We start from the raw sequence: 19779 nt of genomic DNA, 5'->3' as shown, positions 1-19779 counted from the left end.
AGCAGGAATCAAGGATATTTTTTCAATGATAACTGCACTTTCAATGTGGAAACAGGATAAGAATGACACTTTTGCTTTTCCCCGATTTCAACTTATAATATTGATAGAAGGAGAAAGAATTATGTCCTATTTTCGCAGTGACTTGAAAGACAAAAAGCCCTCTAAAATAAGTGTTCCCGTTAAAAAAAGAATGATGTGCCTGAACGAAAGTTGCCTAAATCCCTATCAGGCAATTAAACAGCAATTTTTAGCCAAAATGGAAGAGATTGAACTAAATCGTTATCTCTCTCCTGTAACGGAAAAACTGCATTTATCCCTAATTTCTTACATTGGCAATTCCTTAACAAAAGAAAATGTCCTGTGGGGAAATGGAGCTGATGATATTCTCTATCATATCTTTCTGGCAGTGCGGGAAAATGATCAATCCTTTGCTGTTTCCCTGGCACCTTCCTATTTTGATTATAAAACCTTTAGCGCTATGGTAGGACTGAAAATGCTATTTTTGGATTTGGATGAGGATTTCAGTTTCTCCCCGGAAAAGTATTTGGAACTTGCCAGTCACCCGGATTGTAAGTTAGCTATATTATGCAATCCCAATAATCCTACGGGCAATTTGTTTCCCGATTGCCAACTATTACAAATAATTAAAGCTTTGCCTGATAAACTTGTGCTGGTAGATGAGACCTATTTTGAATTTTCGGGTAAAACTCTGGCAGGCAGTTTATTGCAGTATCCAAATTTGATTTTAGTGCGTTCTTTTTCCAAAGCATTTTCCTCTGCTGGATTGCGTTTTGGCTATGCAATTTCTTCAGCGGAAAACATTTATGAACTTTCCAAAGTTCTTACTACCTTTCATACTTCTATTCTGAACCAGGCATTTGCTCTCACTATTCTGGAAAATCAGGATATCTTTAAAACACAAGTGCAACAGACAATTCAATTGCGGGAAGAGCTTTTTGCAACTTTGCAAACAATAGAAGAGATAAAGGTTTATCCTTCTGCTACCAATTTCCTCACTTTTTCTCTTGCAGAACGGACTCCTGAATTCTTTAATCATCTTTTGGCAAACGATATTGCTGTTCGCGATGTAGGTTCGCATCCCCGTTTGCAAAATTGTTTAAGGGTAACGATTAGCTGCAGGGAAGATGTTGAGACATTTGTTAATGCGTTGAAACATTTTTTGCGCTAAGGTCTTGAGGTAGAGAGGTCAATTTATACTACGAGAAGAAGTTGTATCATTTTTAAAATAAATTTATACAATGCATTTGATAACTAATGGGTTGGCAAATTCTTTCTTTGCCATAGAAAAAGAAGGTTTATAAAGGAATTCATACCCTTGTCATTATTGCAAAAATAGGTATAAATCAGTTGTCATTCCCAAGGAAGCAGGAATCCAGGTAAGTGAAAAATATAATTGTCTTTGCAACAGGAAAAAATATTACAGGTTGCCCTTAATTTATCTTGGGGTTTCACCCGTTAACCTGTTCACCCATTAACTTGAATTCCCTTTTCGCTTGACAGAAAGTAGTATCTCTTTTTCTGGTTAAAATGATAAAAGGAATAAAATTATAACTCTCAAGGAGAGAAAATGGCTCTGATTTTAAAAACAACCCGCTTTATTGAAACCCAGATAGATGCCTTTTTGGATATTTTAAGTGATTCGGCTACCACTTTTGAACTGGCAATGGAAGATTACCTCAATAACAGGATTGAACAATTTGAAACCCGTTTGGCTCAAATCAGGGAAAATGAACATCGGGCAGATGATTTACGGGTTAGCATTGAACGCTTTCTTTATGAACGAACTCTAATTCCGGAAAACAGAGGTGATGTTCTTGCTATTTTGGAAAATACAGATGAGGTTATTGATAATATAAAGGACTCTCTGGTTCAATTTTCCATTGAAATGCCAAAAATTCCAGAGTGCTTAAATGATTTGTGGATGCAAACAACTAAGGCATCAAGCAATGCCGTTGAACAGCTCTCTTTTGCAGTTCGTTCATTTTTTAGGGATTTAGCTGCTGTAAACAATTACATTCACAAGGTCTATTTCTTTGAACGCGAAGCGGATCATATAGGTGAACGCCTGCGTCGTGAAATATTCAATTTGGATATTGAACTTTCCCAAAAAAGTCAGCTGCGTTTTTTTGCCATACATATTGAAAAAATTTCGGATTATGCGCAGGTTGTTTGTGATCGTTTATCTATTTATGCTATCAAGCGTCAACTATAAATGATTTTTATTTACCTGCTCAGCGGTCTTTTTTTAGGTTGGTCTTTAGGAGCCAATGATACCGGCAATATTTTTGGTGCTGCTGTAGAAACCAGAATGCTGAAATTCAAAACAGCGGCTTTAATTGCGTCCATTTTTATCTTTTTAGGAGCTGTTTTTGAAGGTAGCGGTCCTTCCGGAACTTTAGGTCGTTTAGGAAGTGTTGATGCTTTAGGAGGTGCTTTTACAGTTGCCCTGGCAGCTGCTTTAACTATTACTGCTATTGTCCGAACGGGAATTCCGGTTTCAACTTCTCAAACCATTGTAGGTGCAATTATTGGTTGGAACTTTTTTTCGGGACGGCTAACTGACTTTCGTAATTTACTTACCATTGTTTCCAGCTGGGTAATTGCTTTTGTGCTTTCCGGAATTATTGCCGCTTTGCTTTTTTATTTAATCAGACCCGTTATCAATAGAGGAAAAATTCATCTTTTAGAGCAAGATGTTTATGTTCGTTTAGGATTAATTATAATCGGTGCCTTTGGTGCTTTTTCTTTGGGTGCTAATAACATAGCCAATGTGGTTGGAGTTTTTGTTCCGGTAACTCCTTTCAAAGATATTAATTTGGGCAGTTTTACTCTTTCGGGTGTCCAGCAACTCTATATTTTGGGTGCAATTTCTATAATTGTCGGAATTTACACCTATTCGCATAAAGTAATGCGTACTGTAGGAAAAGATATTTTTCATCTTTCACCGGTAACAGCACTTATAGCTGTAACTGCAGAAGCAATTGTCCTTTTTATTTTTGCTTCGCGTGGTTTGCAAAACCTATTATTAAGTATAGGTTTACCTCCCATTCCTTTAGTTCCTGTATCTTCCACCCAAATTATCGTGGGAGCGGTTGTTGGAATTGGTTTGGTAAAAGGGGGTAAAAATATCCGTTACAATATATTAGGCAAGGTATCTTTGGCTTGGATAGCTGCACCAGTTATTGCCTTTTTCTTTGCTTTTATAGCTCTTTTTATTGTGCAGAATGTGTTTGAACAGACCGTTTACCAAAAAACAATATATACTTTCAATCACACAACTATCAGTCAGATAGAAAAAGAGGGCTTGGATGTTAATCATCTGTCTTCTGTGAATGGTCGTAAATTTTACCGCGAGATGGTGGTTTATCAAGAACTAAAGGCAGAAAAATATTTTTCGCGTTCTGAAATACTGAAAATTATCCGTATCACTGAGATTTATCCTTTGAAAGTAAATACCAAGCTTCTGCGGGATAAAGGTTTGGCAATTCGTTTCACGGAACAACAATGGGAGGCATTAGTTAAACTTGAGGGAAGAGAATTCAGGCATAAATGGCAACTGCAAGAAACACTGGCAAAAGACCCTTCCTGGCAAATAAGAAAAGAAATTACCGAAAGAGATAAGCTACATAATCAAGACCTGGAAGAACAATTTAACCTGCTATTTCGCACTTTTTATCTTCCTCCTGAGCAATGAATCCCTTTATTGAAAAGATAATTCCTCTTATTCTGGCTTTTTTTGTAGGCATTGCCTTTAAACTTCTAAAGCTTCTGTCTAAAGACGATGCGCCTGTTCTTTTGAGGGTTGTGCTTAATGTATGTTTACCTTCTTTAACCATTATTGCTATTTCCAATATTCAGCTAAAAGCGGATATGGCTTTAATTCCATTTACAGCCATTATTATTGTCTTTCTGATGTATATTATCTCCCGCACTATAGGAAAACACTTGAAAATGGAAAAAACCACTTTCGGCAGTTTCCTGGTGGGAACAATGATTATGAATACTGCTTATGCCTTGCCTTTTTTCTTTGCTGCCTTTGGCAATGAAGGACTTGCCAGAGCATCACTTTTTGATATTGGCAATACCTTTATGATTTTTACCTTTACCTATTACAATGCCATAAAATATGGAAATAATAGCAAAACAGCGGCAATTGAGTGGAAAAAGTTTTTGCGTTTACCTCCCCTTTGGGCTATGTTAATTGCCTTTTCCTGGAAATTAACTAAAGTCCCGATGCCTGCTTTAGCTTTGAATTTTCTCAATTTTATGGGGCAACCGATGGTCCCTTTAATGATGATTGCCTTAGGACTTTATTTTAATCCCAAACGCTGTAATATCGGAAAAGCGGCAATTGCCATTTTTATTAGAATGGGCATTGGTTTGGGCATAGGTATTGTTCTATCTGCTCTTTTTGGGTTTAAGGGAATAACCAGAACTGTAGTAACTGTTTGTGCTGCTTTGCCTATTGGTTTTAATACTCTTATTTTTGCCAATTTGGAAAATTTGGATAGAGAGTTTGCGGCTACTATTGTTTCTATATCCATTTTTATTGCTCTGTTTTATATTCCGTGGCTGATTTATGTGTTTCAGTGAAAGGGGTAGAGAGGGCTGGAGCTATATTGGAAGTTTATTAGTTGTATAGTTTTTTCTGTGCTCTCGGTGTATTCAGTGTTTTCCATGTAAAAAAATACTCTTTTTCTTCGGTGTCCTCTTTGTTTTCGTTGTTTGTGAGATTTATCTTGACAGCAGAAGACATTTATGCGTTTTATGACATAAAAATAGCTTTATATAAGCAGGAATTAAATTAAGGAGGATAAATCCTTGTTTAGAAAAGCGTTGGTGTGTGTTGGAGGAAAAAGGATATCAGTTATTCTGCTATGCTTAATAGTGTTTAGCAGTTTTACTATAATACCTTTATCTGCTGATATTTTAATCCCTATGGATAACACGCAGACCAACCATCTAAAGGCCTATGGCATTGCCTTTGCGGGTCTGAAAGAACATCTTGTTGGCAGATGGCTTTTAAACTATCGGGGAGGAAGTTTTCTTTTTCCCGATTCCGAAAGTTTAACTGCTCTTTGTAACATTCGGGGTGTGCGTTATGAAAATGTTTCTTCTTCTGATGTAGCGGCAATTTTAATGGAAATTCAGGCGAATAATATGGAAAGCATAGCCCTGGAAAAAGAACCTAAAATAGCGGTTTATATACCTCCTAATGCTCTTCCCTGGGATGATGCAGTAACTATGGCTTTGGATTATGCGGAAATTGATTATGACCGTGTTTGGGATGATGAAGTTTTAGGAGGCAAGCTTCCGGAATATGATTGGCTGCATTTACACCATGAGGATTTTACAGGTCAGTATGGCAAGTTTTATGGTTCTTATAGAAATACCAGCTGGTATCAAAATGATGTACGTGTAAATGAAGCAATGGCTGCTAAACATAATTTTGCCAAGGTTTGGCAATTGAAGCATGCAGTAGCGGAAAAGATACGCAACTATGTAATAAACGGTGGTTTTATGTTTGCTATGTGTGCTGCTACCGATACTTATGATATTGCCTTAGCAGCCAAAGATGTAGATATTGTAGATGCCGCTATTGACGGTGATGGCATAGACCCTCAGTATCAAAGTAAACTGGATTTTTCCCGCACTTTTGCCTTTGAAAATTTTACTTTGCGTCCCAATCCTTATGAATATGAATTTTCCGATATAGATGCCAGCGATTATTCCAGTTTAAGAGGTCCCGAAGCGGATTATTTTCAGCTTTTTGATTTCAGCGCCAAGTATGATCCTGTTCCCACAATGCTTACGCAATGTCATACTAATGTTATAAACGGTTTTCTGGGTCAGACCACTTCTTTTTTCAAGGATAAGGTAAAGAAAAGTGTGATTATTTTAGCGGAAGTTCCCGGTCAGAATGAAGTTAAATACATTCATGGCAATATTGGCAAAGGGACTTTCACTTTTTACGGTGGTCATGATCCAGAGGATTATCAGCATAAAGTTGGCGATCCGGAAACCATATTAGAACTGCATAAAAATTCACCCGGCTATCGTTTAATTCTGAATAATGTCCTTTTCCCCGCTGCTGAAAAGAAACAGCTGAAGACCTAAAAGGTAATGAAGAAATTCTATCCTAACCTGCGTAGCGTGCAAATAAAAACAGGTATCTGGACAATTGTTATCTGTCTGATTCTGGTTTTTAGTTATTTTTGGCTTAGCGGTCGTTTAGCAGTCCGTTCCCATTATGAACTGAAAATTGCCTTTCCAAATGTGATGGGTTTGGAAGTTGGCGATAAAGTTATGTATCGCGGAATGGAAGTTGGTAGAGTAAAAAGCATAACTGCGAGCAAAGATAAGGTAATTACAACTGCTAATATCAGAAGTGATATAATTTTAACGGAAGGAACACGGTTTCTGGTTTCGGACAGTTCTTTGATGGGTGGAAAGGCATTAAACATTATTCCGGGAGATGGAAAAAATCCCCTAAATATAAAAAAATTGCAACAGGGAACTTCCCCGGAAGGTATGATGGAATTGATTAGTAAAGCATCTGCGGGCTTGGATGAATTGAATGAAACGGTTAAATTACTTAATTCTCCCAATGGCTTACTGCAAAGTTCCCGAAAGTTAGTGCAAAATGCCGATGGCACAGTAACTGAAATGGGCAATTTAGCTAAAGAAATAAAACAGGAACTCGTTATTACAGTGAATAAAATTGAGGATTTAACCTCTTCTCTGCAGGAAGTTATAGCGGAAAATAAAGAACCCTTAAAAAATACTTTGGTGGAAGGGAACATAACTATAGAGAAACTTTCTGCTACTTTGGATTCGTTAAAAATTCTTTCTGCCAATTTGAATCGTTCTGCCAAAGCCCTTACCGAAAACGCAGGTACTGCTGGTTTATTACTAAATGATAAGCAGTTATATGAAAAAATCACCAATGCAACCGATAATCTCAATGCCCTCATTAAAGATATTAAGGAAAACCCCAAAAAATACATTAAATTCAGCGTATTTTAGGAAAGCTAATGAATAAAAAGCTATATTGTCTAATAATCCTCTTTGTCTTATGCAGTTCTGTTTTTGCTTACAGTTTCGGTCAAAATAAAGTTAATTTTGCTCCTCAGGATTTCTCTACCATTCAAACAATGCATTTTGATATCTATTTTCCCGCAGGGGAAGATCAATTTGGCCGCATTGCGGCTTTAATGGCTGAAGATATATATTATTATATTAAAGCGGAATTCAAGGTTCCGATTTTAGCCCGGATTCCTATTATTTTTTACAGTACTAAGCAAGAATTTTTATCCACCAATATAACTTATTATCTTTTAACCGAAGGAGTAGGCGGTTTTACGGAAAGTTTACATAACCGTGTTGTGGTTCCTTTTGAAGGCAGTTATGCCAATCTGGAAGAACTTTTAGCACATGAACTTACTCATGCTTATATAAATGCAATGGATAATCGTTTTGTAAATCCCAATTCTATGCTCCGTCCCACTTCTTTTCCTTTTTGGTTTTCGGAAGGACTTCCGGAATATCTTTCCGTTGGTGGCGAAGATGACTATAATAATATGTATTTGTTGGATATGGTGATAAATAATACCATCGGTAGATTGAACAGTGCCGATGGCTACTTGGCATATCGTTTAGGCGAGAGTTTTTTAACTTTTATAGCTGAAACCTGGGGCAGAGAAAAAGTTCCCGAGTATTTTTTTGCCATTCATTCCTCATTCAATCTTGATGAAGCTACGAAAAAGGTTTTCGGAATGGATTTTGAAGACCTGGAATCCCGCTGGCATTATAAGTTAAAGAGAGATTACTATCCCCTGATAAATAGTCACGATATTCCGATGGAGAATTTTGAACAGCGGACATTTCATAAAAAAGATGGTTCCTATTTCAATTTGGCACCTCGTTTTTCTCCTAATGGTTCACGCTATGTATATTATTCTAATGCCGGTGGAAGATACAGTATTTGGCTGGCTGGAACTCAGGGATTAGCTCAACCGCAATTGATTTTTAAGGGTGAGAAAAGTGGCAAGGCAGAAGAATTTTACTATTTGCGTTCGGCTCTTTCCTGGTTTCCCGATAATCAAAGAATTGCTTTTTCTGCCAAGACAGCTACCGGTGATAAAATACAAATCCTGAATGTAAACACTAAAAAAATCGTGCAGACCATCAGCATTCCGGAATTGCAAGCAATTTATGAAGCGGATGTTTCTCCCGATGGCTTGTTTCTGGTTTTGGCAGGTCAAAAAAATATGCAATCCGACCTCTATCTTTATGAAATTGAAACAGGAAAATTAACTCAGCTAACTGATGACAGTTATGACGATGCTCATCCCCGTTTTTCACCCGACGGCAAATACATTGCTTACGATAGTGAACATAAGTGTGAAAAGCAGGAAATCAGTTATGGTTTGTTTTCAGACCTTACGCGCGATATTTTCACTTTCAATATTGAGACCGGTGAAATAGTTGAAAGAACCTTTGAAAATTACGATTGTTTCAGTCCAATTTGGGCAGAAGACGGTTCCAAGCTCGTCTTTCTTTCCTATAAATATAACCTTGCCAATTATGAAATTCTGGATTGGGAAACCGGACAGCGCGCTGAACTCACTAAATGCATTGCCGGTATTATGAATGGCGATATCAGCTTTGATGATAGTTATCTAGTTATAAGCGACTACTTTGACGGTGCCTGGGATATCTATTTTGACGATAATCCCCTGAAAAATCTAATTTATGAAGAAAGCAGCCAACCGCAAAGTTTTGTGCGTGCCGATGACCTTTTACAAACCATAGACCTTACCCGTCTTGATTATTACGGAAAAAGAAGCAAAGCACAACATCTTTCTAAAAAACAATCCCCACAACAAAATCCCCGTCGCCCTCATATTTCCAATAATGAATCGGACAAAAGCGATTCCTTGAAACATTTTCAGGATTTTTCCTGGGATGATAAACCGGATAGTATTAATGTTCCGCCCAAAATAGAAAAATATAAAACAAAATTCGCTTTAGACAGCATCTGGGGCGGATTGGCGTATTCATCTTACACAGGCACCGTGGGAGCTATTGATCTCACTTTAAGTGATTTAATGGGCAATTATGGAATAGGTATCAGTTTGGGGATTTCAGGAAAAATTGAAGACAGCAATCTTTTCCTTTCTTTTATGAATCTAAAGCATCGTGCTGATTACGGAATAGGGGTCTATAATTTCTATGATGAAACGCTTTATAGGCGTTATCGTATCGGTCAGGATGATTATTTTCGCTTGCGAGAACGCGAACTGGGAATGCTTTTTATTTACCGTTATCCCTTCAGTAGGTTTACGCGTTTGGAATTTGACAGCCAGCTGTATTATGTGAAACAGGAATGGGATTATCTGGCACCGGAGGATGTTCCTACAGAAAACTGGCAAATGGATATCTCCAAAGAGACCGATACGGTTATTGCACCTGGCTTGGCTTTTGTTTTTGATAATGCTCTTTTCGGCTCTACAGGACCTATGGTTGGTTGGCGTTATTATTATCTCATTCGGAAAAGCTTTGCTAAAAATGAGCTGAACTATTTTACCAACTATCTTGATCTGCGCTGTTACAACTTTTTTGAAAAACGCTATTCTCTGGCTTTTCGTTTGAATGCAGGAATCAGTACCGGTGAATCACCTCAGCGTTTTAATCTTGATGGTTTGTATGGTGTGCGGGCATTAAATGAAGATATAGACGGAGAAAGAATGATTTTGGGTTCTGCTGAACTGCGTTTTCCTTTCTTTGATTATCTCTATTTGGCTTTTCCCGTGCCTTTACAGCTACGCAATATTCGCGGAAGCATTTTTGCCGATATGGGAGCTGCTTGGGATAAAAATTCTGATTTTAGGGGAGTGATAGACGGTAAACTGAATGATATAAAATTGGGTTACGGTTTCGGACCTCGTCTCAATTTAGGTTATTTTGTGTTAAAATTTGATATTGCCTGGCTTACTGACCTCTCCAAAATTTCCAAACCGATGTATTACTTAAGCTTATCCGAAGATTTTTAATATACTATAAAAAACAATAAGGAGTTCAGAATGAAGATCGACATCATCCGTAAAGTCCCGGAAGATATGGATTGTATAATCATTTTCCAGGAAGAAAACGGTGCATTGGACAAGGTAGAATTGCTACCGCAAAACATCGCCAAAACGGCTCAGGTCTATTGTAAAAGTGAGGATTTTAAGTTCGCTTACGGGGATTTAAAGAACTTTGCCAGCGTGAATGGAATCCAACGACAAAATATTATTTTACTGGGTGCCGGCAATAAAAACGACCTCAATATTAATAAAGTCCGCAATCTTTTGGCTTCCGCAATTCGTTTCGCTGCCAAATTAAAAGCCAAACAAATCTATCTTTTTCAAGGGTTTGATTGCCCTATAACCGATGTGGCTTTTGGTCATTTGCTTTCCGAAACGGCTTTACTGGTTACCTATCAATTTAACAAATACTTAAGCTCGGCTAAAAACGAAAGCGAAATTGAGGCATTGCATTATATGCTCCTCTCTAAAAATACTCGCCATCTAAACAGAGGTATAGTAGAAGGACGCATTTATGCCGAAACAACCAATTTTGCCAGGAATTTGGTAAATGAACCTGCCAATGTTATTACTCCCGAAAACCTTGCGGAAACAGCCAAACAGGCAGCTTTGCAATACGGTTTTTCTATTGATGTGCATTCCCTGGATAAACTTAAACGCATCAAAATGGATGCCTTTTTAGCTGTGGGACGCGGCTCAACTCACGAGCCAAAACTTATTATTATGCGCCATTTAGGAAATCCTGAACACCATCAGGAGACCATTGCTTTAATCGGAAAAGGTATCACCTTTGACAGCGGCGGTTACTGTATTAAAAGTGCACAAGGAATGTCAAATATGAAAGATGATATGGGAGGTGCAGCTGCCGTTATCGGAACTATGTGTGCAATTGCTGCTATGAAATTGAAAGTTAATGTAGTAGGCATCATCGCTGCCTGCGAAAATATGATTTCCGGGGATGCTTATCATACCGGAGATGTAATTACTTCAATGAGCGGAAAAACCATTGAAGTAGTCAATACCGATGCTGAAGGTCGCTTAACTCTTTGCGATGCTATCAATTATGCTCTGGAAAAAGAACATTGCGACCGCATTATTGATATCGCAACTTTAACAGGTGCTGCAGTTACCGCTTTGGGAACACAAATTTCTGCCGTGATTACCAATAACGAACCCTGGCTGGAACAGCTGAAAAATGCAGCTCACTTTACCGGTGAAAATATCTGGCAACTTCCCGCTTTTGAAGAATATAAAGAACAACTCAAATCCGAAATTGCCGATTTGAAAAATTCCGGAGGTCCCTCTGCCGGCACTATTACTGCGGGTCTTTTCCTGCAAGAATTTGTGCAGAATAAGCCCTGGCTGCATATTGACATTGCCGGAACCGCCTTCAAAGATAAAGAATACGGAATTTATAACTACGGTGCAACAGGAGCAGGTGTCCGTTTGCTCACAACTCTTTTAAAATATATGGAATAGGATTTCTTCCTTGCTTGCTACACATCATCAACCCGTCCTCAACCCATCCTTTACGATGGGTGGAGGATGCGATATAGTAAAGTGCGAACTGTAAAATTAAAATAAAGTGAGATGCCCTAAAAATAGCAAGATGATGAGATGGAAAGATGGAATTGGGAAAACGATTTATAGTTAGCCGGAAAAATTATATGCTGAATTGAGAATTGAGAATGAAAATTAGCATTGCTAATAATTATAAAATAAACTCGGTGCTTTCGGTAAATTCGGTGTTCTCGGTGTATAAAAGCTTAGGAGGTAAAAATGAAGTATCTTAAATGGAGCGTGCTTATCACTTTGCTCTTCGCTTTTTCCTGCCAAAACCAGGAAGAAAAGCAAAATCCTTTGCTTCTGGCTTCAATTCATCCCTACGAGCTTATTCTGAAACAACTTGCGGGAAATGAATTTGAGGTTAAATGTATTATTCCTCCAAATGCTTCACCTCATACCTGGTCACCCGGTCCTGCCGATTTAAAAAACTTCAGTTCCGCTTCTTTCATTCTTGCCAATGGTTTAGGATTGGAGGCAAATCTGGAAAAGAATTTTGCGGAAAGAAAAGATGTTTATGTGGCAGCAGCTTCTTTGCTGAAAGATATTATTCCTCTGCCGGAAAGGAAATTACTTGCGGAAGAAGAAGTTCCTGAACCAGTTGAACACCAACATCAACACGCTCAAAACCCCCATTTATGGACCTCTCCCTCTTTAATGATTCGCCTCATTGGTTTTCTGGAAAAAGAACTTAGCACTCGCTTTCCCAATTCTTCTTTTGTCTTCAAACACAATGCGCAACAAATGCAACAGGAACTGCAAAATTTAATTGATAAAATTAAAACGGAAAGAACTCAATACAAAAACCCGGCAATTATTACCTATCATAATGCCTTCCACTATTTCCTCCAGGAATTTGATATTGAGGAATTGGGCTTTGTGCAGGAAAGTCCTGGTAAAGAACCCACTCCCAAAGAACTTGCTCTCCTAGGCAACATCATAAAAGAACATAATGTCCAAGCTATTTTTCTGGAACCGCAAATGGATAGAAAAGCTGGTGAAACACTCTCTAAAGAATTTAACTTGAAACTACTTACCCTTGATCCTTTAGGCAGTGACGGCAAAGCACAAACCATTGCTGAATTGATAGATAACAACTGGCAAAAGATGAAAGCGGGATTTTAGCAATACTAATGATTCAAATTAAAGACCTCCAATACAAAATAAACGGCAAGATAATTCTGGAAGATATTTTTCTGGAACTTGCCGAAGGCGAATTTGCCGCTATTATAGGTCCTAACGGAGCAGGTAAATCAACTTTGGTAAAACTGATTCTCGGTTTATTGGAATTGAAAGAAGGCAGTATTTTTATAGATGGTGTGGAACACTATAACTGGCTGAAAAATAATACCATTGGCTATCTACCTCAATATGAGGAATTTGATAATGCCTTTCCTGCAACCGCTTTGGATATTGTTTTAATGGGTTTGGCAGGTCAACTTCCTTTGGGAACGCATTTTAATAAAAACCATAAACAAAAAGCAATGGAGGCATTGGAACAAACGGGAGTTGCTCATCTGGCAAAAGAACTGATTGGAAAACTTTCCGGAGGTGAATTTCAAAGAGTCCTTTTAGCGCGTGCCCTGGTATCTGAAAGCAAATATCTTATCCTTGATGAACCGGAGGCAAGTTTAGACCGTCCTTCCGTAGAAAGTTTTTTTGCCCTGCTAAAAGAACTCAATAGCAAAGGCAAAACGATTATAACTATTTCTCACGATTTGACTACTCTCTCTAAATATTGCAGCTTTCTGGTTTGCTTGAATCGCCGTTTGCATTGTCATAATCAGATGGAACTTATAGATGCAGATGTGATACATAAGACCTTTGGTGATAGTTTGCGGATTATTGAAAAGGATTATTAGGCAAAAATGTTTAGCTTTTCGTTTCTGGTTTATGCTTTTTGGGGTGCTTTGCTTTCGGGAATTTCTTTAGCTGTTTTTGCTCCTTTCGTCACCTTAAGGCGGATATCCTATTTGGGTGAAGCGCTTTCCCATATTGCTTTTGCCGGAATTGCCCTGGCTATATTGGCAGGATTGAATTTAACTGTTACTACCCTGATTTTTGTGATGCTGATTGCTTTGGGAATAACATTGCTCGCCAAAAAGCATAACATCCAGGAATCTAATACGATAACCATATTTTTATCCTTAAGTATGGCACTGGGTATAATCCTTATTTCTCTTTCAAAAAATTACAGTTTTGACCTTGCCAGCTACCTTTTTGGCAATGTTCTGCTGATTACAAGAAACGAAATAATTGCTCTGGCTGTTTTATCCGTTTTGAATATTGCCTTTGTCTGCTTTTTCTATAAGGAACTCTTTTATTTAACCTATAATCCTGTGATGGCTAAGGTCTATCGGATTAAAACAGACCTGGTGAACCTGATTTTTATGCTGCTTTTAGCTGCTAATATTGTTATCAATGTGAAAAGCGCAGGAATTATTCTGGTAACCGCTCAACTTATTTTACCCGCAGTAATCGCTTTTAATCTTGTGCATCGGCTTTCCAAAGCAATAGTTATCTCTGTTCTGGTAGCTGTTTTTTCCGCTCTTATTGGATTTTATTTTAGTTTTCAGCTGAATTTACCTACCGGTGCTTGTATTGTTGTATTTGAAGCAATCCTTTATTTTCTCTCTTTGCTTTTCTCTGTGTAGCTGGATGACGCTTTCTCCGCAAAAAAGTGTAATCGTAGGGAAGTTCAATGTTATTAAAATAGAACGCAGATAACAGGATAGACCGGATTATATGCTAAAAATAATTACAAAATAAAAATCCGTGTTAATCCGTTTAAATCCGTTCAATCTGTGTTCCATTTTTTATCTGTGAAATCTGTGAGAGTTTATAGCTATAATCGTGATGAGTCCTTTGCGCCAAAAGGTTATCAACAAGAACAAAAGTTCTAAAGGTGCAAATGACTCCTCACTTGAAGTGTAAATGATTCTTAACTTAAAAGAAGGTAAATATGAATAAATTGAAACACCACCTGATACCTTTGCTCATTGGTCTTATTTTTGCTATAGTAATTTGGCAAATAGCAGAGACCTTTATTGCCGATTTTTGGAGTAAGACCTGTTTAAGTATTTTTGGCAGTTCTTTTGTGGAAATGCCTACAATGGATAAAAATGGCATTCCTATGCGCTATTATCCATCTGCCGGAAAGGTTTATGATCCTGAACTCATTGCTTATGAGTCCTCCCGCTTTTATAAAACCCGCATTGAGGAACCCCGGAAAAATGCCTTTTTGCTGTATAGTAAATGGCTGGAAGAGCATCTGGATGAAAATGGCAATATTCCCCATAATTATGATTACCCGAAAGCGCACTTAAAAAAACCCTGGTTCAGTTCCGCCAGTAACAGTGCAACAATGCTTGCTTTAACAGAAAGAGCAGGCAACCTGCGTAGCCCCGAAACATTTATTAAAGCCAGGAAAATGCTCTATACCCTGCAACCGGAAAAAGGCAATTTCAGTTTTTATGAAAAAAAAGGCGGTATTTGGTTTCAGGAATTTCCTACCGAACCCTATTCCCTTTCCGGAATGTTGAAAACACTCGTAAATTTATCCGAATACTATAAATTGGTGGACGACAGCTTATCCTGGGAACTTTTTCAACAAGGCGTTATTGCTCTCCAGGCAAAACTGCCCGAACTGGCAAAGAAAAACTTACTGGATGATAAATATCACTATAAAAACAAACGCAGTGAACACCTAGAACTTGTTGCGCTCTTGGAAGAAGTAAATTCTGCTACTCCGGATTCTGTTTTCACGCCTTTTATACAAAATTATCAGGCAAAAAGCAAACAGTTTGTCCTGTTCCAGTTTTTTAGTCCTTTTCAACCAGGCAGAATTCTCGGTTTCCTTATTGGTTGGGCAGTTCTCTATTTGCTTGCTTACTTATTTTTTAAGCCATTGAGGACAGGAGGTCGCGAGGTTGAAAGGTCTTGAAGTCGAAAGGGCGAGAGGTCTGTCTGCAGTATAAAAGTTTTCGGTGTTCTCAGTAGTTAAAAAAATCCCGGGCATTTTCACCCGGGATTTTTATACTAACTTCCGCTTTCAGCGTATTATTTTGTCAGCAGCATTTTTTTGCTTTGTTGGAAATTATCGGTTTTCATACGATAGATATATACGCCGCTGCTAACTGTTTTACCTGTATCATCTTTGCCATCCCAATTCATTCTGTAAATTCCCGCTGAATTATGGTTGTTTATGAACGAACGGATTTTCTGTCCTTTAGAATTATATATTTCCAAAGTTACAGTTGCCGGTTTAGATATACTGTAACTTATAACCGTATGGGGATTAAAAGGATTAGGATAGGCATTATACAATTTTGTTATAAAGGGTAATTCAGGAGTTTCTGGCTCAGAACCATTTTCTCCTGTCATAACAAAAACAGGGCCAAAATATTGCGTTTCACCATTCAAGGAAATACTTTCCAGCCAGTAATAATAAACCATATTAGGCGCAAATTCAGAATCAATAAATTTATATTTAATCTGAGTTCCAAGTTCGGTTCCTTTATCTATCAAAACTGGATTTATCCGAATAGCATTGGCAAATATTCTATCTTCGCTACGCAAAATGTTATAACCGCTATGGTTTGTCTCCGATTGGCTTACCCAGCTTATGGTAACATAACCTTCCGCTGTGTATATGGCATTAAAATATGATAGCTCCACAGGCAAAGTGGATTCTGCATCCAACGGAAAAACAATATCCACATCACCATCCGCTTTAGCTTCCAAAATAAAGCTAACCGTTTCAGCAGTCCAGGTTCCCGGATTGGAAATAATATGATATGTTTCACTGGGTAAAATACGATAAGCAATCTGGGAAGGGATAAAGCCAAGCGAATGATTAATCGTTATATGTTTTCCTGTAAGATTAACTCCCGAACTGCTTAACTGAATTACTAAACCAGCATTAGGTAAACCAATACCTTCCGGAGCAAAACTGGCACTGGCACTTATTACTGTTTCACCTTCCAAACCGGAAATTTCTACACTGGGATTTATAGGAACTCCATTAATAGTAACGGTTCCGGCATCAACATTAGCTGTACCGGAGGTAGTAAAATTCCAAACAGGACAATCAATTGCTTCTCCTATTGGATTTACAGGAACAACTTTCCAGGAATATGTTGTTCCATAAGCTAAAGCTGCAGGAGTATAATGCGGAGATAAACATTCTACAGGTGTTTCCGGAAGAGTTTGTCCCAAATATAAGTTATAGGAAACGGGTGCATTAGCTCCTGCATCCCAAAATAGTTTAGCATTAAGAGCTACATCTTGAGCATTATTTTCAGGAATGGGATTTTGAGCAGCTAAGGGCTGATTACTGAAAGCGGCAACTTCCATATTGTTAATCATAACATCACTATCGGCATTAGAAATTGTGGAACCAGCATAAAAGGCAAAACGACAGTGTCCACTGTGTCCGGCTAAGGGAATAACTACTTTCTCTCCACTAATTCTGATATCATTATACACATAAGAAGAACCTGTATTATTCCATTCACGCACTATATTGGCTGTAGACCAGCTATATCCATCGCCAATTAAAACAGCAAATCTATCATCAGGAGCATAAACTGGAGGCGTTCCGGTTGGGGTTTGATTATATTTTAGCACTGTCAAATCAAAGGATAGATAATAGTTATCATCCGGAATATTAAATAAAGGAGTAATTAACCAGGCATTAAGGTTCCCCCAGATATTGATTCTGACTGCCTTATCGGTTCCGGGAATATTCAGCCAGTCATCCTGTTCCCATAAACTTGTGGGACTTAAAGAAATGGGGTCTTGCAAAACTCCTGTTCTCATTAACCAGTCGCTATTGGGAGGAAAAGTGCCATCAAAACTCTCCTGATAAGGAAAAGTGGCAATGGAAGGATCATCCATTGTAGTAAAACTCCAAATTGGACAATCCTGTGCATCACCAATAATATTATGAGGTATCACTTGCCAGTAATAGATAGTCCCATAATCAAATCTGTTTGCAGGAGTGTATTTGGTTGCAGTAACAACTTCATTATAAGCAATATTGGTTGGAGGATTATCGGTTCCCAAATTGACCTTGTAATTTATCGGTGAACCACCTCCGCTTGCCCATTTAAGTTCTTTATCAATTGCAACTCCTGATACACCATTTACAGGATCAGGATTGATAGCAGGATTGGGTATAGAAGTAGGAGGTGTGAGAATTTTGAAACTGGGATGATTGTTGGAAGTGGCTCCAGTACTGGCTGGAAAAGAAGTTCCGGTTCCGGATTCTTTGTAAACTGCCATATTGCTTTTGGAAGTATAATAAAATTTGGGATAACCGCTGGTAATTCTACTGCCATCCCAGTTTTCCCAAACAATATCTAAGCCAGCATAACCGTCCCAAGTAAAATTGAAAGGCGTGGTTAAAATAATTTCCATCCAACCGGGTCCATTAAAAGTTATACTGCCATCATAGACCTTGGTAAATGAACTACTGCTACCGGGATTGGGATAACTGGTAGCACCAGATAATGTGCTGTTATAATTGTAACCAAAATAGATCTTCTGATTATCCATAGTATAATCGGAGACAGTATTGTTAATTTTGAAAGCAATAGAATAAATAGTAAATGAACCGGTTATTCCAGCAGTATTCATTTCAGTAGCCGTAAATATAAATCGGCTCCATCCATAATGGGAATTTCCGTTAACGGGAATATGATAACTATTGGAGCTACCATCTACAATGGTATACTCCGCAGCAAAAAGAAAAGTGCTCATTGTCAAAACAACAAGCAGAACGACAAGTGATTTTTTCATTTTATTCTCCCTTATTAGTAGGTAGTAGTAAAAAATTGTTTTCCTGATTGCTTTATTGATACACCGCCCCAGTGATAATGTTCCCTTTTTCTGAACAAAAAGAGCGGAACCGAAATAACATCTTTTGATAATCGTAGGTAAATAAGGAATAAACTTTTTACCGCACTTCCTAACCACATATATCTATATTTCTTCATCAAGAACAAACTATCGTTCTTCTTATAATAGGTTAAAAAACCATTCCTCTTGTAGGAATTTAACTTGAAGCTGATATTTTTCATCTTCATAAACTCCTTTTCTCTTCAGTCCTTTATCGTTTTTCCATAGTTTCGGCAGAAACCTTCACATTTCATAAAGACACTAATAAATAGTTCTCTGGTATTGTCAAGAACTTTTTGACAATTATGCCGCATCTGCTGCAGTGAGGATTTATGATGCCATTAAGCAAAAAGTTCTTAGTTTGTAGTGCTGGAGTTAAAACTTGTTGTTGCGGTGGCAAAAGAAATAGAACGCAGATAACCGAATCTATTGGATCTAATAGCCAAAAAATATAATTGAGGGGATCCTGAGCAAGACATCGGTTTTTGGAGTAACCAGCGGCTTGTATGGATTGCCAGGGAAAACATTTGGAGATTAAACTTTTAGGATTTGAAATTCCACTTGGTGCAACAATAAAAAACCAATGTTTTATTGATCTTTTAGCAATGGATCAGGATAGCAATATCTATATAATAGAAAACTCAATTCGGCTTGAACAATTTATGTTTTGATGAAGTGATTTAGGTTTAAAATTAGTAACTGTTTAGATGTTTTAGGAATTAGAATTTTTCTGTCCCAGAGCTATTTTTTGAAACCAGATAGTTTCCTATTATCAGGTTATCCAAGCCAGAGAACTAATAAATAATATTCTATTAGACAGCTCTCATTCGAAACTAATCATTATCTACTTGTTTCGTTTCTTGTATTGAAACTCTATACTTGTAATATTCTGATATGAATGACTGGGGAAATATCCTTTTAGCCAAAAGTAGTAAATAATCACTATATGATCTCAAATCAGATTTTAAAAGCTATGCTTGGATAATTACCGCCTCTTCATTACTCACTCAATAAGATGATTAGGCCAAATCTGTTATAAAATCCTATTGTTGAAGATATCATCTTTAGTCAGGAACTTTTCCCGTAGAAATATGAACAGCAGAAAATACTTGACATAAGCTGGGCTTTCCAGTATTATATTATAAATAGTACAAATTATGAGGGGTAAAGTGATTTTAATGCCTTTAAGCATTTGCAGAGAAGGAAA

Annotated in this window: 13 protein-coding genes; 12 read left to right on the top strand and 1 reads right to left on the bottom strand. The window is 37.7% G+C overall.

The window, feature by feature from the left end:
• Positions 1-25 precede the first annotated feature (25 nt).
• The 12 genes from CLOAM_RS00670 to CLOAM_RS00615 all read left to right on the top strand — a co-directional run bounded on the left by CLOAM_RS00670 (position 26) and on the right by CLOAM_RS00615 (position 15615).
• Positions 26-1189, top strand: coding sequence for a pyridoxal phosphate-dependent aminotransferase (locus tag CLOAM_RS00670; RefSeq protein WP_015423909.1), 1164 nt, complete (start codon positions 26-28; stop codon positions 1187-1189).
• Positions 1190-1588: 399 nt separating this feature from the next.
• Positions 1589-2233 carry a DUF47 domain-containing protein gene (locus tag CLOAM_RS00665; RefSeq protein ID WP_015423908.1) on the top strand — a complete coding sequence of 215 codons (645 nt, stop codon included), beginning with the start codon at positions 1589-1591 and terminating at the stop codon, positions 2231-2233.
• Positions 2234-3715, top strand: a complete 1482-nt coding sequence (locus CLOAM_RS00660; protein ID WP_015423907.1) for an inorganic phosphate transporter — start codon at positions 2234-2236, stop codon at positions 3713-3715.
• Positions 3712-4614: an AEC family transporter gene (locus tag CLOAM_RS00655; protein WP_015423906.1), complete on the top strand. Its 903-nt coding sequence runs from the start codon at positions 3712-3714 to the stop codon at positions 4612-4614. Before CLOAM_RS00660 ends, CLOAM_RS00655 begins: the two co-directional genes overlap by 4 nt.
• Before the next feature lie 279 nt (positions 4615-4893).
• Entirely contained in the window at positions 4894-6138 is a 1245-nt protein-coding gene (locus CLOAM_RS00650; RefSeq protein ID WP_044279155.1) for a hypothetical protein, read from the top strand.
• Between the two features lie 6 nt (positions 6139-6144).
• Positions 6145-7047 carry an MlaD family protein gene (locus CLOAM_RS00645; protein WP_015423904.1) on the top strand — a complete coding sequence of 301 codons (903 nt, stop codon included), beginning with the start codon at positions 6145-6147 and terminating at the stop codon, positions 7045-7047.
• Positions 7048-7055: 8 nt separating this feature from the next.
• A complete protein-coding gene (locus tag CLOAM_RS00640; RefSeq protein ID WP_015423903.1) occupies positions 7056-10076 on the top strand; it encodes a BamA/TamA family outer membrane protein in 3021 nt (1006 codons plus the stop codon).
• Between the two features lie 30 nt (positions 10077-10106).
• Positions 10107-11588: a leucyl aminopeptidase gene (locus tag CLOAM_RS00635; protein WP_015423902.1), complete on the top strand. Its 1482-nt coding sequence runs from the start codon at positions 10107-10109 to the stop codon at positions 11586-11588.
• Positions 11589-11888: 300 nt separating this feature from the next.
• Positions 11889-12797, top strand: a complete 909-nt coding sequence (locus tag CLOAM_RS00630) for a metal ABC transporter substrate-binding protein (protein WP_015423901.1) — start codon at positions 11889-11891, stop codon at positions 12795-12797.
• An 8-nt stretch (positions 12798-12805) separates the two neighbouring features.
• The gene (locus CLOAM_RS00625) at positions 12806-13534 is read left to right on the top strand and encodes a metal ABC transporter ATP-binding protein (RefSeq protein WP_015423900.1); all 729 of its coding nucleotides are present in this window, start codon (positions 12806-12808) and stop codon (positions 13532-13534) included.
• A gap of 6 nt (positions 13535-13540) precedes the next feature.
• The gene (locus CLOAM_RS00620; RefSeq protein ID WP_015423899.1) at positions 13541-14326 is read left to right on the top strand and encodes a metal ABC transporter permease; all 786 of its coding nucleotides are present in this window, start codon (positions 13541-13543) and stop codon (positions 14324-14326) included.
• A 308-nt stretch (positions 14327-14634) separates the two neighbouring features.
• A complete protein-coding gene (locus CLOAM_RS00615) occupies positions 14635-15615 on the top strand; it encodes a D-glucuronyl C5-epimerase family protein (protein ID WP_015423898.1) in 981 nt (326 codons plus the stop codon).
• 116 nt (positions 15616-15731) lie between these two features.
• On the opposite strand, the gene CLOAM_RS00610 is transcribed toward CLOAM_RS00615, so the two are convergent.
• Entirely contained in the window at positions 15732-18473 is a 2742-nt protein-coding gene (locus tag CLOAM_RS00610; protein ID WP_044278754.1) for a T9SS type A sorting domain-containing protein, read from the bottom strand.
• Positions 18474-19779: the final 1306 nt, after the last annotated feature.

Origin of the sequence: Candidatus Cloacimonas acidaminovorans str. Evry, assembly GCF_000146065.2 — a bacterium.
GTDB classification, from domain to species: domain Bacteria; phylum Cloacimonadota; class Cloacimonadia; order Cloacimonadales; family Cloacimonadaceae; genus Cloacimonas; species Cloacimonas acidaminivorans.
This window is presented reverse-complemented; position numbering and strand designations above follow the sequence as displayed.

Coding starts and splice junctions, on each gene's coding strand:
- CLOAM_RS00670 (WP_015423909.1), top strand. CDS start 26: ATGATAACTGCACTTTCAATGTGGAAACAGGATAAGAATGACACTTTT.
- CLOAM_RS00665 (WP_015423908.1), top strand. CDS start 1,589: ATGGCTCTGATTTTAAAAACAACCCGCTTTATTGAAACCCAGATAGAT.
- CLOAM_RS00660 (WP_015423907.1), top strand. CDS start 2,234: ATGATTTTTATTTACCTGCTCAGCGGTCTTTTTTTAGGTTGGTCTTTA.
- CLOAM_RS00655 (WP_015423906.1), top strand. CDS start 3,712: ATGAATCCCTTTATTGAAAAGATAATTCCTCTTATTCTGGCTTTTTTT.
- CLOAM_RS00645 (WP_015423904.1), top strand. CDS start 6,145: ATGAAGAAATTCTATCCTAACCTGCGTAGCGTGCAAATAAAAACAGGT.
- CLOAM_RS00640 (WP_015423903.1), top strand. CDS start 7,056: ATGAATAAAAAGCTATATTGTCTAATAATCCTCTTTGTCTTATGCAGT.
- CLOAM_RS00635 (WP_015423902.1), top strand. CDS start 10,107: ATGAAGATCGACATCATCCGTAAAGTCCCGGAAGATATGGATTGTATA.
- CLOAM_RS00630 (WP_015423901.1), top strand. CDS start 11,889: ATGAAGTATCTTAAATGGAGCGTGCTTATCACTTTGCTCTTCGCTTTT.
- CLOAM_RS00625 (WP_015423900.1), top strand. CDS start 12,806: ATGATTCAAATTAAAGACCTCCAATACAAAATAAACGGCAAGATAATT.
- CLOAM_RS00620 (WP_015423899.1), top strand. CDS start 13,541: ATGTTTAGCTTTTCGTTTCTGGTTTATGCTTTTTGGGGTGCTTTGCTT.
- CLOAM_RS00615 (WP_015423898.1), top strand. CDS start 14,635: ATGAATAAATTGAAACACCACCTGATACCTTTGCTCATTGGTCTTATT.
- CLOAM_RS00610 (WP_044278754.1), bottom strand. CDS start 18,473: ATGAAAAAATCACTTGTCGTTCTGCTTGTTGTTTTGACAATGAGCACT.